Here is a 12,478-nt window from a genome sequence, read left to right on the forward strand (position 1 = left end):
GCCTGGCCCACGGCCTCGCCCAGTTCGATCAGCAGCGGGTTCATGCAGGGGCCCTTTCATCCAGCCGGTAGACCCGGCGTGCGGTGTCGCGGAACAGAAGCGCCTTGTCGTCCGCCGAGGCGCCCGAGGCGATGCGCTTCAGCGCGTTCCAGAGATTGGCGTAACTGCACGAGACGCGGTCGACGGGGAAGTTGGATTCGAACATCCCCCGCATCGGTCCGAAGGCCTCAATGCAGGTCTCGATATAGGGCCGCCAGGCGTCGGCCAGCTCGACGGAGCTCGGCAGCACCTCGCGCTTGTGGAAGCCGAAGCCGCAGATCGCCATGCCCAGGCCACCCAGCTTGACCACGACATTGGGCTCCTTGGCGATCTCCAGGATGTCGCGCTTCCAGCGGGCGAACTCCTCGTCGCGACGGCCGGCATAGGGGCCGATGCCGAGCACGCCGCCCACGTGGTCCAGGACGATCGTGGTCTCCGGGAAGGCGCGGGCCAGAGCGGTGACCTCCGGGATCTGGGGGTGGAACTGCCAGGCCTCGAAGCTGAGGTCATGGTCCTTGAGCTGGGCGTAGCCGGCGCGGAAATCGGGGCGGGCGTAGAGGCCCTGGCCTGGGCGGGTATGGGCGGCCTCGATCTGGGGGCTCGGGTCCCAGGCGCCGGCCGCGCGAATACCCCGGAAGCGGCCGCCGCCGGCCCGGACATGGGCGGCCAGCACGCCGCCGACGTCAGGTCCTGCCAGGTCGGCGCGGCCGACAATGGCCTCGCAGGCTCTGAGTTTGCCATAGCGGTCGGAGGCGGACATGGCGGCTGCGCCGTTGACGAACTCGGTCTCGCCCACGAAGCGGAAGGGCTCGGGCCCCTCGGCGCGGTAGAAGGCCGTGCATTCGACGAAGACCGTGCTCTCGACCTTGTGGCCGCTGGTCATGTCCGCGAGCAGCTCGTCCAGCAGATAGCGGCTGGTCGGGAAGTCCCACAGATGGTGGTGCGGATCGCAGATCGGCAGGTCGGGTTCGAGGATTTCCTCGAGGTCGGATCTGGGCAAGTACGCCTCTCCCTACGGCATGGTTTTTCTTGGCGTGAGCCGTCTTAGGGAGGCATGATGCCCGCCAATTAGAACAACCGCCATTTTTAGGGAGATTTATTTCAATGGACGCCCAATCCCAATGGACCGGCCTCGACGCCTCGCGCCTTGAGCGCATCGGCGACCACATCGAGCGCAACTATATCGGCCCGCAGAAGATCGCCGGCTGCCAGGTGCTGGTCGCCCGGCGCGGCCACCAAGCCTATCTCAAATCCTTTGGCAGCATGGACCTCGAGCGCGGCAAGGCCATGGCCGATGACGCCATCTTCCGCATCTATTCGATGACCAAGCCGATCACCTCGGTCGCGCTGATGATGTTGTATGAAAAGGGCTATTTCCAGCTCAACGACCCTGTCAGCCGCTATGTGCCCTCCTGGAAGAACCACCGGGTGTGGGTCTCGGGTGAGGGCGACGACACGGTCACCGAGGCGCCGCGCCGCGCCGTGACCTTCCGCGACGTGCTGTGCCACACCGCCGGCCTGACCTATGGCGGCGGCCTGCCCGGCGTGGGCGTCCAGCACCCCATCGACCACATCTACAAGGGCCTGAAGATCCGCAGCGCCGGCAGCAAGGACACCATGATGGAGTTCCTGGACAAGCTGGGCCAGGTGCCGCTGCGCTACCATCCCGGCGAACAGTGGATGTATTCGCTGGCGACGGACGTCTGCGGCGCCCTGGTCGAGGTGATCTCCGGCAAGCCCTTCGCCCAGTTCCTGTCGGAGGAGATCTTCCAGCCGCTGGGCATGACCGACACGGCGTTCTTCGTGGCGCCGGACAAGGCCGACCGCTTCTGCGCCAACTACCAGCGCGGCGCCGATAAGAAACTGAAGCTGATCGACGATCCGGCGACCAGCGCCTTCATGTCCGAGCCGGGCTTCAAGTCCGGCGGCGGCGGCCTGACCGGGACCATCGCCGACTATGGCCGGTTCTGCGACATGCTGCGCCGGGGCGGCGAGCTGGACGGCCACCGGATTCTCGGGCCGCGCACGCTCGAGATGATGCACATGAACCACCTGGCCGGCGGCAAGGACCTGGTCCAGATGGCGCTGGGCTCGTTCTCCGAGACCGCCAATGAGGGCGTGGGCTTCGGCCTGGGCTTCGCCTCGACCATGGGCCAGGTCGAGACCGGCGCGCTGGGCGTCGGCGACTATTACTGGGGCGGCGCGGCCTCGACCATCTTCTGGGTCGATCCGAAGGAAGACCTCTATCTGGTGTTCATGACCCAGCTGATGCCGTCGGGAACCTTCAATTTCCGCGGCCAGCTGAAGAGCATCATCTATTCCTCGATCATCGACTGAGGCGGCGGGGCCGGTCCGCCGGCCCCTACTTCTCCCCGTCCCGCACCCAGCGGGCGATCAGGCCGAAATCGTCGGGCTTGCCCTGGAAGGCCCAGGCCTCGCTGCGGGCGATAGCGGCGCGCAGGGCCGTCTGGGTCTTGGCGACGCAATAGGTCTTGCCCTTCACCGGCGTCAGGCCCGGCGACAGCTTGGCGGGCTTGGCCGCAGGCGGGCCGGCGACGATCGCAGGCGGCCCGCACAGGGCCATCCACACCCGCGCCTGGGTGATCTGGCCCTCGGCGTCGGCGGCCAGGGGACGGATGCCGACATAGATGATCCCCGGGTCCCCAGCGTCGCGGCTGGCCGGGGTCAGGATCTGCATGACCGCCGGATCGCCAGACGCCAGTTGATAGCTCAAGGCTTCGGTGAAGGCGCCGGTGGCGTCGCGCTTGCCGCCGATGAGGCTCGCGGCCGTGACCAGGGCCCCGTTGGCGCAGTCGGGCCAGCTGGCGGCCGAGGCCCGGGGGCTGAAGCGGCAGCCGGCGCTGGGCATCACCCAAAGCCCGGGCCGGGCGACCGGTGCGTCGCGCGCGTCAATGGCAGTGAATAGCGGCCGGTCGGAACTGACCGCCGCGCACGCGCCGAGGCCAAGGGCCAGCAGGATCGCCGTCAAGATCCGCGACATGAACCAGCACTCCCATATGGCGGTTGTTAAGCTTTCTAGCGCAGAAAGATTCACTTGAGTGGAGCCTTACTCATGCCCATGCCCATCGCCGACCTGGAAGCCGAATTGAAGGCGGCCTTTCCCGACGCCGAGATCCGTATCGACGATCTCGCGGGGGACAACGACCACTACAAAGCGAAGATCGTGTCGAGCGCCTTCGCCGGCCTGTCGCGCGTACGCCAGCACCAGCTGGTCTACGCCGCCTTGAAGGGCAAGGTCGGCGGCGAACTGCATGCGCTCGCCCTCGAAACCCTGGCCCCGGCTTAAAGGGTCGACCTATGCGCTATCGTCCCTTCGGCGCGACAGGCAAGGCGGTCTCCGCCGTCAGCCTGCTGATGCGCGAAACCCCGAACATGGCGACGCCCCAGCTGTGGCGGGCGCTGGCCTTCTCGGCCATGGAAAGCGGGATCAACAGCTTCGAGGTCACGGCCGGCCTGGATGTCATGGCGCTGGGGGTCGGCGAGGCCCTGCGCGCCGTGGAGCGGCGGCTGATCTTCCTGTCCTGGCGGCTGCGCGGCGATCCCCACCGGCCGCTGACGGCGGAAGCGGTGTCCAACAGCGTCAAGGCCGGGCTGCAGAAGACCGGCGCCGGCTATTTCGATCTGCTGATGCTCGACGACGCGGCCTATGAGAGCCTGGAGCCCAGCGCACATGGCTATATCGCCGACCTGCGCGCCGCCGGCCTGGTCCTGCAGCTAGGCGTCACCGGTGACGGGGCCGCGACCCAGGCCTGTATCGCCACCGGCGATTTCGACGTCCTGGCCACCCCATTCAACCTGACCTCCGACTGGCAGGCGCGCCGGCGCATCCGCGAGGCCTCGGCCGCCAACATGACGATCGTCGCCACCGACCCCTTCCCGTCGGCGCTTCGCCTGCCGACCACCCAGGCCCAGAAGGGCGGCGGCGTGTTCCGCCGCAACGACAATCCCCTGGCCGGGGCCGGCACCTACGCCTTCCTGCACGAGACGCCGGGCTGGTCCTCCGAGGAGCTCTGCCTGGCCTATGTGCTGACCGAGCCCTCCTTCGCCAGCGTTCAGCTGGAGGCGTTCCGGGCCGACACCATCGATCGGCTGGCCGCCGTGACTGACCGCGACCTGCCCACCGGCGTGGCGGCCCAGATCGAGATGGCCCGATTCAGCACCGATACGGACGGCCGCCGGCGCGCCTGATCGTCGCCCAAGCTTGACCCGGGGCCCCTGGCTCCCTAGCTGTCTGGTCAAGACCCTCGTCGAAAGACCCGCACGATGACCGACATCACCACCGCCAATCCCGTCCATGACTTCATCGGCAAGACCGTGGCTGAAAACGCCGTGGTGCTGTTCATGAAGGGCGTTCCGGAACAACCGCGCTGCGGCTTCTCCGGTCTGGTCGTCCAGATCCTCGACCACCTGGGCGTCGACTTCATCGGCGTCGACGTGCTGCAGGACGACGCCCTGCGCGACGGGGTCAAGAGCTTCACCGACTGGCCGACCATCCCGCAGCTCTATGTGAAGGGTGAATTCGTCGGCGGCGCCGACATCATCCGCGAGATGTTCCAGTCCGGCGAGCTGAAGCCGCTGCTGATCGAACAGGGCGTGCTCGCGGCCTGAGCCCTCCAGGCCGGCCGATGACGAAGCTGCTCGAACCGCCGGAGGGCCAGCAGGTCTTCTCCATGGGCTTCACGCCCACGGCGTCGGATATCGACGCCAACGGCCATGTGAACAACGTGGTCTATATGGACTGGGTCCAGCAAATCGCCATCGCCCACTGGGATAGTCGCCAGCCTGAAGCCGATCGCGCCCGCTGGGCCTGGATCTGCCTGCGCCATGAGGTCGACTATCGCCGCGCCCTGATGCCCGGCGAGAGCGCCAGCGCCCGCACCTGGGTGGCGACCGCGCCCGATGGCCCTCGCTTCGACCGCTATGTCCGCATTGATGGGCCCGATGGGGCCATGTGCGCCCAGGCCAAGACCACATGGTGCCTGATCGAACAGGCCAACGGTCGGCCCAGGCGGGTGCCGGCAGAGATCGTGGCGCGGTTCGTCTGAACCCTCAGCTTCCCGGTCCGGTCCAGGGATAGAACGGGTTCAGCAGGAACAGCGGCGTGCGCGGCGCCAGGCCCAGTTCCTCATAGGTGAAGGTCAGGTCTGCGTGGCCCATGGCGAAGGACCGGCAGGGGTCCAGGCGCTTGCGGCCGAAGGCGAGCGTCACCGCCTCCCCCTTCTTCTCCACGAAGAAGGCGAAATCCTCCTTCTTGGTGCAGCCGTTGGACGAGACCCTGATGGTCAGGGCCTCGCGTCCGGCGCTGGCCGAATAGAGCGGCTCCAGCTCGGCCAGTGACGATCCCGCCGGCGCAACGATCGGCGGCGCGGTCGTCGCGCAGCCGGCCAACAGGCCCAGGCTCGCGATCAGGAGGAAGCGACGGTGCATCCCCCCAGTTCGCCACAGCTCAGGAGCGAAGACGAGCCCTAATCCACCGTCGCGGGGGGAAGCGAATTGACTCTCGTACATATGTCAGTATTTTCTGACATATGAAATACGAACAGTCACCCGCACTTCGAGGACCCCAGGCCATGGCCGGCAAGACCATTGAAACCTCCCCGCAGCCCTATGCCCGCACGGCCGGGGCCATCTATCTGTGCATCATCGTGCTCGGGATCTTCTCCCAGATGACCGCGATGGACGCCGTCGTCGTCCCGGGCGACCCGGCGGCCACGGCGCGCAATATCTCCGCGTCCATGACGCTCTGGAACCTGGGGGTGGCGGGCGGCCTGATCATTCCGATCATCGGCGTCGTCCAGCTGTGGATCGAATACCTGCTGCTGCGCCCGGTCGGCCGCAACACCGCGCTGCTGTTCCTGGCCTTCAACATCGCCTCGCTGAGCGTCGAGGCGGCGAGCAAGATCTTCCTGTTGATCGTGGCCCCGGCGGTCGGCGGCGGCGGATTTAGCCATCCCCTGCCCCTGGCGGACCAGGAGATGTTCGTCCGCCTGGCGCTCAATCTGCACCTGGCCGCCTTCAACGTGTCTCTGGTGTTCTTCGGCTGCGCCTGCCTCGTGAACGGTTGGCTGGTCTTCCGCTCGGGCTATCTGCCCAGGACTGTCGGCGTCCTGATGCAGCTGGCCGGCGTCGCCTATCTGGTCGCCTGCTTCGCCGCGATGTTCGCCCCCGTCGTGGCCAACATCCTGAGCCCCGGAATTCTGGTCGTGCCGCTGGTCGGCGAAGGCTCCATGTGTCTGTGGCTGCTGATCTTCGGGGTCAATGTCCCCCGCTGGAAGGCTCGGATCGCGGCCGCCGCATAGCCCATAGCGCCCAAGCAAAAGGCCCCGGATCGCTCCGGGGCCTTCTTTGTATCAGCTGGAATGTTCGACGCCTTAGGAGGCGTAGAATTCCACGACCAGGTTCGGTTCCATCTTCACCGGATAAGGAACTTCGGACAGTTCCGGCGCGCGGATGAACTTCGCGGTCATCGCCTTGGCGTCGACTTCCACGTAATCCGGCCAGTCGCGCTCGCCCGATTGCAGGGCTTCCAGCACGAGGGCCATGTTCTTGGAGCGCTCACGGACGGAGACGATGTCCCCGACCTTCACGCGATAGGATGCGATGTTGACGCGCTTGCCGTTCACCAGCACGTGGCCGTGGTTCACGAACTGACGGGCCGCGAACACGGTCGGCACGAACTTGGCGCGATAGACCACGGCGTCCAGACGGGCTTCCAGCAGCGAGATCAGGGTCTCGGCCGTGTTGCCCTTGCGGCGCGCGGCTTCGTCATAGGTGCGCGAGAACTGCTTTTCGGTGAGGTTGCCGTAATAGCCCTTCAGCTTCTGCTTGGCGCGCAGCTGCAGGCCGAAATCGGAAACCTTCTGCTTGCGGCGCTGACCATGCTGGCCGGGGCCGTAGGCGCGTTGGTTGATCGGGGACTTCGGGCGACCCCAGATGTTCTCGCCCATCCGGCGGTCGATTTTATACTTCGCGGAATGCCGCTTAGACATGGTCGTCTCTTTCAGCTCGATGCAGGCCGGCGCTTCCGTAAGTGGAGGCGCGATTTCAACGGCGGCGTCGCATCACCCGTCATAGGTTCGCGGACCATCAGGCGGACCTGGCGGCGCGAAGGGGCGGTGTATGGCGGCAAGGCCCGCGTGAGTCAACAATTAGACGGCGACCACCGGCGGCAGGCGGTAGCGGCCATCAAGGAATTCCGCCCGGGGCAGATAGGCCCGCAAGGTCATGGCGAACGGCCCCTGGACCGGGGCGGGCAGCCAGTTGGCGCGGCGATCCCCGCCCGGATCGGTGCGGCCGATCCAGATGTCGACGCCGCCGTCGGGATTGCGCGCCAGGCCGGGTGTGCGGTCGCCGATGGCGTAGCGATGGAGCGCGTTCTCGGTCAGGAAGAACTGCCCCTGGGGCGTAGCCTCGTACATGGTCAGCGACCAGAAGCCGTCGAGCGGCAGCTGGGCCGGCAGGCTCAGGCGATAGAGGCCGTCGCCCTTGAAGCGGCCATTCCCGTCCTCGCCCTGGGCTCGCATGTACATGGCCTCGGCCACCGGCAGGGCCGCGAGGCCGCCGAGCGCCACCATGGCGCGGTAGAGGTAGTCCTGGCCGTAGACGCCCAGATTGGCCCGGGGATAGCCCCAGCCATTGATGAAGGTCTGGCGTCCGGCATTGGCCATGATCTGGCCCACCGCCTCGCCGATGCCGGCCTTGATCTGGGCCTGGGCGTCGGCGTCGAAGCGCTTGGGATCGAAGCCGCCCTTGGGGCCCAGGCCGAGCGGGGCGATATGGCCGAACAGGGCCAGGTCCTCCGGACGCGGCGGGTTCTGGGCCAGCAGGTCCGAGGCGCTGGTGAAATAGGCGTCCCAGGGCGCGCTGCGCGGGGCGTAGGTCTTGGGCACGGGCGACGGCGCGCCCTTCAGCACGATGCCGTCCTGGACGGCGTGGGCGGCGGCCATGTCGGCCTCGCCATCCACTAGCGTTCTCGCCAGCAGCCAGGCGTGGGGGGTGGAGACGCGCACCACGTTGGCGCCGCCGCCCTTCTGGCCCGGCCCGACCAGGGTGAAGGTCCCGCCGTCCGGGCCGACCGTGCGCGTGCCCAGCACGACGTCATTGTCGGTGTACATGTCCAGCACCGCCACCGAGAGATAGCGCTTGCCCGTGGGGGGCAGGGTGAGCGTCGCCGGCCCCTGGGTCAGGTCCAGCCAGGCGCTGGAATAGAGGGTGTCATTGTTGGGCGTGGTGATGGTCCGCCCCGTGGGCGTCACCAGCTTGCGGGCGTGGACAAAGCGGTTGGTCGCCGCGCCCTGGCCGGTCCCCTTGTCGCCCAGCATCCGGACGCGGGCCTGGGCCATCTCGATCAGCGGCAGGGCGTAGAGCCAGGCCTCCCGGGCGGCGCCCTTCAGGTCGCCTTGGGCGGCGAGCGCCCGGCCGGCCGGGGTCGCAGCGATCGCGGCCAGCACGGCCATCAGTTCGCGTCGGTTCATGGTCCCCTCCCTTGGGGTGGCGTCGGGTCGTCTCGGATCAGGCTTCCGTGACCGGCGGCAGGCGATAGACGCCCTCCAGCAGTTCGGGCCTGGGCAGATAGGCGCGCATGAACAGGGCGAAGGGTCCGGCCGGGGCCGGCAACCAGTTGGCGGTGCGCGCGCCGCCCGGATCTGCGTGACCGATCCAGATGTCCAGCGAGCCGTCAGGATTGGCGGCCAGCCCCTCGGTGCGGTCGCCGATGGCGTAGCGGTTCAGCGGATTGTCGGTGAAGAAGAACTGCCCGTCGTCGGTCGCCTCATAGAGGCTGAGCGACCAGAAGGAATTGACCGGCAGCATGCCGTCGGCCGGGAAGTGCAATCGCCAGGCCTTCAGCCCGTCATAGAGCGCGCCGCGCAGGTGGCCCTCGGCGCGCATGTACATGGCCTCTGCCGGCGGCAGGGCGGCCAGGCCCGAAACCGCCACCGAGGCGCGCAGGCCATAGTCCTGGTCGAAGTCGCCCAGCCGGGCGGAGGGATAGGTCCAACCCTCGATGAAGGCCGAACCGGTCAGGCCGCCGCGACGCGACGCCGCTCGGCCCTCGGCCAGGCCCGCCTCGATGGCGGCGACGTCTTCGGCCGAGAACCGCGCGGGATCGAAGTTCGCGAGGCCCAGAGGCGCCATCACCGCCAGGATCGCCCGGTCGCTGAACAGGGGCGGGTTGGCCGCCATCAGCCGCGCGGCGGTATCGAAATATTCCGCCCAGGGCGCGCCGCGATGGGCGAAGGGGCCGGGGAAATCGACGGCCGGACCCTGCATGGACAGACCATGCTGCACGGCCTTGGCGGCCTCGACGTCGTGAGGACCGTCGACCAGCACCCGGGCCAGCGCCCAGACATGGTCGGTGGGCGAGCGCACCATATTGGGGCCGTCGGCGGCGTCGCGCGGCCCGACCAGGGTGAAGGTCCCACCGTCCGGCCCGGTCGTCCGCGTCCCCAGGATCGCGAAATTGTTGGTGTAGGCGTCCATGAGGGCCAGCGAGAAGTAACGGTCGCCCGTCGCCGGCAGGGTGATGGTCACCGGGCCCTGGCTGAGGTCGACCTGGGCCGTGGAATAGAAGGTGTCGTTGTTGGGCGTGGTCACCGCCCGGGCCCTGTGGTCGGCCAGCCGGCGCATGTGGCCGAAGACGTTCATCGGCGAGCCGACCGCCTGGCCCCGGGATCGCGTGGTGGCGACCTCCACCAGGGGCAGGGAGAACAGGAACGCTTCCCGCGCGGCGGTCTTCAGATCGTCCAGAGCGGTCGCGGCCATGTTCGACATCTCCCAACTATTGGCGCCCCAACTATTGGCGCGTTGGGTGTCGCCTGTCTGGCCGCTCCGCGCAAGCCGCTAGCTGTCGGGCTTGGTCGCCGCCTTGGCCTTGGCCAGCTTGTCCAGCACCCGGCCGCGGCCGCGCGACAGGGCGGTCACCACGCCACGGAAGGTGCGCACCTCCTGGTCGGACATCCGGGCGCGGGCGAGCGCCGCGCGCAGGTTCTGGACCATGGACGGCTTCTTCTCCGGCGGGTGGAAGAAGCCGGCGGTCTCCAGCTCGCGCTCGAAATGCTCGTAGAGGCCCAGCATGGCGGAGGCCTCGGCCGGGGGCGGGGCGTCACGGAAGATGGCCGGGGCGCCGGTCTCCTGGGTCATGCGCCACTCATAGGCCAGGATGATCACCGCCTGGGCCAGGTTGAGCGAGCGGAAGCGCGGGTCGATCGGCAGGGTGACCACCGCCTGGCAGAGCGCGATGTCGGCGGTCTCCAGGCCGGCGCGCTCGCCGCCGAACAGCAGGCCGGTGCGACGCCCCTCCCCCACCTCGTGCAGCATCTCGGCGGCGGCGGCGCGGGGGGTGAGGATCGGCAGCTGCAGCTCGCGCGGCCGGGCCGTGGTCGCATAGACCAGGTGCAGGTCGGCGATGGCGGCCTCGACACTGTCATAGACCCTGGCCGCGTTCAGCGGCCATTCGGCGCCCGAGGCCGTGGCCCAGGCCCGCTCCTGGGGCCAGCCGTCGCGGGGATTGACCAGCCGAAGATCGGCGAGGCCGAAATTGGCCATGGCCCGGGCCACGGCCCCGATGTTGGCGGCCATTTGCGGCTTGTCGAGGATGATGCAGGGCGGCTCGGCGGTCATGGCGCGCTTTTCAGCCCCTCTGGCGTCCGAAGGCAAGGGCCCGGTCGACGCAGGAGACGGAACCGACCCGTCGCTGGCGGCTTCACCTTGGACGACCGCGCCACGCCGGGGCTGTCACCCAAGGATATGTCATGCGCCGCGTTCTGCTGATGGCCGCCCTTCTGGTCCTCGGTGGCGGTCTGTCGGCCTGCAAGCAGCCGCTGCTGCGTTCGACCGGCGACACCCCCGCGCTCGACACCGCCCGCCTGGAGCTGGAGATCAAGCCGCTGGCCGCCGGCGCCGCGCCGGGCGTGCTCGGATTCGGGATCATGAACCTGGTCAGCGGTGAGACCTGGACCCTGAACGGCGAACGCCGCTTCCCGCTCGACGACGTCGCCGCCCTGCCCTTGGGCGCTGCGGCGATCGGCGAGATCGAGGGCGGACGGCTGAAGGACGGCGAGATCTTGTCGGTGCGCGAGGTCGACCTGGCCCCGCCGCCCAGCGCCATCGCCGACGCCTGGCCGAGCCGGTCCGACTATACCATCCACACCCTGGTCGAGGCGGCGGTGCGGGGATCGGACACCACCGCCGACGACCTGCTGATCCACCGAATCGGCGGACCGGGCGCGGTGACCGCCTGGCTGGTCGACAAGCACGTCGCGGAGGTTCGACTCGACCGCTATCGCCGCGAGATCGATCCGCACCGCAGCGGCCTGGCTTCGTTCCGCGCGGACTGGAAGGGCGAGACGGCCTATCGCCAGGTCCAGGCCAGCCTGACGCCTGCCCAGCGCCAGGCCGCCATGACCGCCTATCTGGCCGATCCCCGCGACACGGCGACGCCCCGGGGCATGCTGCGGTTCTTCCAGGCGCTCTCGGCCGGCGAACTGATCTCCCACGCCGGCATGACCCGGCTGATGGCGACCATCCCCCAGGACGCCTCGCCCGGCCTGCCGCCCGGCGCACACTTCGCCCACAAGCGCGCGCAGATGGCGGCCCTGCCCGGCCAGCCCGGCGTGCTGAATGACGCCGGCGTCCTGACCCTGAAGGACGGCCGTCGCTACGCCATCACAGTGTTTCTGGCCGGCTCCACCCAGGACGCCAAGGCCCAGGCGGACACCGTCGCGCGGACCTTGGCCGCAGCCGGCCGTAGCGTCCACTGAGGCTTGCGCGCCTGACACCGGTTACCGCCCGATCGATGAGCTTTTGTCGGGACTTGCTGAGGAGTGGGTCAGGGCCTTTGCGCGGAAGGCCGAAGCCGAATATACGGCCTTCAACCTTACCCTTTTCGCCGGAGCGCCTGCCCCCTCATGGCCAAGATCAAAGTCGCCAATCCTGTCGTGGACATCGACGGGGACGAGATGACCCGCATCATCTGGAAATGGATCAAGGACAAGTTGATCTTCCCCTATCTCGACCTCGACATCGACTATTACGACCTGGGGATCGAGCACCGCGACGCGACCGACGACAAGGTCACGGTCGACTCGGCCATGGCCATCAAGAAGTACGGCGTCGGCATCAAGTGCGCGACCATCACCCCGGACGAGGCCCGGGTTGAGGAATTCAAGCTCAAGAAGATGTGGAAGTCGCCGAACGGCACCATCCGCAACATCCTGGGCGGCGTGGTGTTCCGCGAGCCGATCATCTGCAAGAACGTGCCGCGCCTGATCCCCGGCTGGACCCAGCCGATCATCATCGGCCGCCACGCCTTTGGCGACCAGTATCGCGCCACCGACTTCGTCGTGCCCGGCAAGGGCAAGATGACCATTAAGTGGGAAGGCGAGGACGGCCAGGTCATCGAGCACGAGGTGTTCGACTA

At 68.1% G+C, this 12,478-nt stretch carries 15 protein-coding genes; 8 read left to right on the forward strand and 7 right to left on the reverse strand.

Going from position 1 to position 12,478, the window contains the following annotated elements:
• Positions 1–40: 40 nt before the first annotated feature.
• Positions 41–1,039 carry an amidohydrolase gene (locus Q7P21_RS14770; RefSeq protein WP_304177674.1) on the reverse strand — a complete coding sequence of 333 codons (999 nt, stop codon included), beginning with the start codon at positions 1,037–1,039 and terminating at the stop codon, positions 41–43.
• 104 nt (positions 1,040–1,143) lie between these two features.
• On the opposite strand from Q7P21_RS14770, the gene Q7P21_RS14775 reads away from it, so the two are divergent.
• The gene (locus Q7P21_RS14775; protein WP_304177676.1) at positions 1,144–2,376 is read left to right on the forward strand and encodes a serine hydrolase; all 1,233 of its coding nucleotides are present in this window, start codon (positions 1,144–1,146) and stop codon (positions 2,374–2,376) included.
• A 25-nt stretch (positions 2,377–2,401) separates the two neighbouring features.
• Here Q7P21_RS14775 and Q7P21_RS14780 read toward each other — a convergent pair whose 3' ends face one another.
• Positions 2,402–3,040, reverse strand: a complete 639-nt coding sequence (locus Q7P21_RS14780; protein WP_304177678.1) for a hypothetical protein — start codon at positions 3,038–3,040, stop codon at positions 2,402–2,404.
• 72 nt (positions 3,041–3,112) lie between these two features.
• On the opposite strand from Q7P21_RS14780, the gene Q7P21_RS14785 reads away from it, so the two are divergent.
• The 4 genes from Q7P21_RS14785 to Q7P21_RS14800 all read left to right on the forward strand — a co-directional run bounded on the left by Q7P21_RS14785 (position 3,113) and on the right by Q7P21_RS14800 (position 5,105).
• On the forward strand, positions 3,113–3,346 hold the full coding sequence (locus Q7P21_RS14785; protein WP_304170065.1) for a BolA family transcriptional regulator: 234 nt from the start codon (positions 3,113–3,115) through the stop codon (positions 3,344–3,346).
• A gap of 11 nt (positions 3,347–3,357) precedes the next feature.
• Positions 3,358–4,248 (forward strand): aldo/keto reductase, encoded by an 891-nt coding sequence (locus tag Q7P21_RS14790; RefSeq protein WP_304170066.1) that lies wholly within the window; start codon positions 3,358–3,360, stop codon positions 4,246–4,248.
• Between the two features lie 75 nt (positions 4,249–4,323).
• Positions 4,324–4,668 carry a Grx4 family monothiol glutaredoxin gene (gene grxD, locus Q7P21_RS14795; protein WP_304170067.1) on the forward strand — a complete coding sequence of 115 codons (345 nt, stop codon included), beginning with the start codon at positions 4,324–4,326 and terminating at the stop codon, positions 4,666–4,668.
• Positions 4,669–4,685: 17 nt separating this feature from the next.
• Complete coding sequence (locus Q7P21_RS14800; protein ID WP_304170068.1) at positions 4,686–5,105, forward strand: thioesterase family protein; 420 nt, start codon at positions 4,686–4,688, stop codon at positions 5,103–5,105.
• Between the two features lie 4 nt (positions 5,106–5,109).
• Here Q7P21_RS14800 and Q7P21_RS14805 read toward each other — a convergent pair whose 3' ends face one another.
• The gene (locus tag Q7P21_RS14805; RefSeq protein WP_304170069.1) at positions 5,110–5,487 is read right to left on the reverse strand and encodes a hypothetical protein; all 378 of its coding nucleotides are present in this window, start codon (positions 5,485–5,487) and stop codon (positions 5,110–5,112) included.
• Positions 5,488–5,630: 143 nt separating this feature from the next.
• Between Q7P21_RS14805 and Q7P21_RS14810 the strand changes: the two genes are divergently transcribed.
• On the forward strand, positions 5,631–6,359 hold the full coding sequence (locus Q7P21_RS14810; protein ID WP_304170070.1) for a DUF4386 domain-containing protein: 729 nt from the start codon (positions 5,631–5,633) through the stop codon (positions 6,357–6,359).
• Positions 6,360–6,431: 72 nt separating this feature from the next.
• On the opposite strand, the gene rpsD is transcribed toward Q7P21_RS14810, so the two are convergent.
• The 4 genes from rpsD to Q7P21_RS14830 all read right to left on the reverse strand — a co-directional run bounded on the left by rpsD (position 6,432) and on the right by Q7P21_RS14830 (position 10,680).
• On the reverse strand, positions 6,432–7,049 hold the full coding sequence (rpsD, locus tag Q7P21_RS14815) for a 30S ribosomal protein S4 (protein ID WP_304170071.1): 618 nt from the start codon (positions 7,047–7,049) through the stop codon (positions 6,432–6,434).
• Between the two features lie 159 nt (positions 7,050–7,208).
• A complete protein-coding gene (locus Q7P21_RS14820; RefSeq protein ID WP_304177679.1) occupies positions 7,209–8,534 on the reverse strand; it encodes a DUF1254 domain-containing protein in 1,326 nt (441 codons plus the stop codon).
• Between the two features lie 37 nt (positions 8,535–8,571).
• Positions 8,572–9,822: a DUF1254 domain-containing protein gene (locus Q7P21_RS14825; protein ID WP_304170073.1), complete on the reverse strand. Its 1,251-nt coding sequence runs from the start codon at positions 9,820–9,822 to the stop codon at positions 8,572–8,574.
• A gap of 78 nt (positions 9,823–9,900) precedes the next feature.
• A complete protein-coding gene (locus Q7P21_RS14830; RefSeq protein ID WP_304170074.1) occupies positions 9,901–10,680 on the reverse strand; it encodes an RNA methyltransferase in 780 nt (259 codons plus the stop codon).
• 131 nt (positions 10,681–10,811) lie between these two features.
• On the opposite strand from Q7P21_RS14830, the gene Q7P21_RS14835 reads away from it, so the two are divergent.
• Positions 10,812–11,819: a serine hydrolase gene (locus Q7P21_RS14835; RefSeq protein WP_304177681.1), complete on the forward strand. Its 1,008-nt coding sequence runs from the start codon at positions 10,812–10,814 to the stop codon at positions 11,817–11,819.
• A gap of 147 nt (positions 11,820–11,966) precedes the next feature.
• The coding region (locus Q7P21_RS14840; protein ID WP_304177682.1) for an isocitrate/isopropylmalate family dehydrogenase at positions 11,967–12,478 on the forward strand (512 nt) is incomplete at its 3' end.

The sequence above is a fragment of the Phenylobacterium aquaticum genome, from assembly GCF_947378715.1.
In the GTDB taxonomy this organism is placed as follows: Bacteria; Pseudomonadota; Alphaproteobacteria; order Caulobacterales; family Caulobacteraceae; genus Phenylobacterium; species Phenylobacterium aquaticum_A.

Bases quoted from the DNA above. Each gene is read 5' to 3' on its own strand.
- Q7P21_RS14805 (WP_304170069.1), bottom strand. From the start codon at position 5,487: ATGCACCGTCGCTTCCTCCTGATCGCGAGCCTGGGCCTGTTGGCCGGC.
- Q7P21_RS14800 (WP_304170068.1), top strand. From the start codon at position 4,686: ATGACGAAGCTGCTCGAACCGCCGGAGGGCCAGCAGGTCTTCTCCATG.
- grxD (WP_304170067.1), top strand. From the start codon at position 4,324: ATGACCGACATCACCACCGCCAATCCCGTCCATGACTTCATCGGCAAG.
- Q7P21_RS14825 (WP_304170073.1), bottom strand. From the start codon at position 9,822: ATGGCCGCGACCGCTCTGGACGATCTGAAGACCGCCGCGCGGGAAGCG.
- Q7P21_RS14830 (WP_304170074.1), bottom strand. From the start codon at position 10,680: ATGACCGCCGAGCCGCCCTGCATCATCCTCGACAAGCCGCAAATGGCC.
- Q7P21_RS14775 (WP_304177676.1), top strand. From the start codon at position 1,144: ATGGACGCCCAATCCCAATGGACCGGCCTCGACGCCTCGCGCCTTGAG.
- Q7P21_RS14790 (WP_304170066.1), top strand. From the start codon at position 3,358: ATGCGCTATCGTCCCTTCGGCGCGACAGGCAAGGCGGTCTCCGCCGTC.
- rpsD (WP_304170071.1), bottom strand. From the start codon at position 7,049: ATGTCTAAGCGGCATTCCGCGAAGTATAAAATCGACCGCCGGATGGGC.
- Q7P21_RS14780 (WP_304177678.1), bottom strand. From the start codon at position 3,040: ATGTCGCGGATCTTGACGGCGATCCTGCTGGCCCTTGGCCTCGGCGCG.
- Q7P21_RS14835 (WP_304177681.1), top strand. From the start codon at position 10,812: ATGCGCCGCGTTCTGCTGATGGCCGCCCTTCTGGTCCTCGGTGGCGGT.
- Q7P21_RS14820 (WP_304177679.1), bottom strand. From the start codon at position 8,534: ATGAACCGACGCGAACTGATGGCCGTGCTGGCCGCGATCGCTGCGACC.
- Q7P21_RS14810 (WP_304170070.1), top strand. From the start codon at position 5,631: ATGGCCGGCAAGACCATTGAAACCTCCCCGCAGCCCTATGCCCGCACG.
- Q7P21_RS14785 (WP_304170065.1), top strand. From the start codon at position 3,113: ATGCCCATGCCCATCGCCGACCTGGAAGCCGAATTGAAGGCGGCCTTT.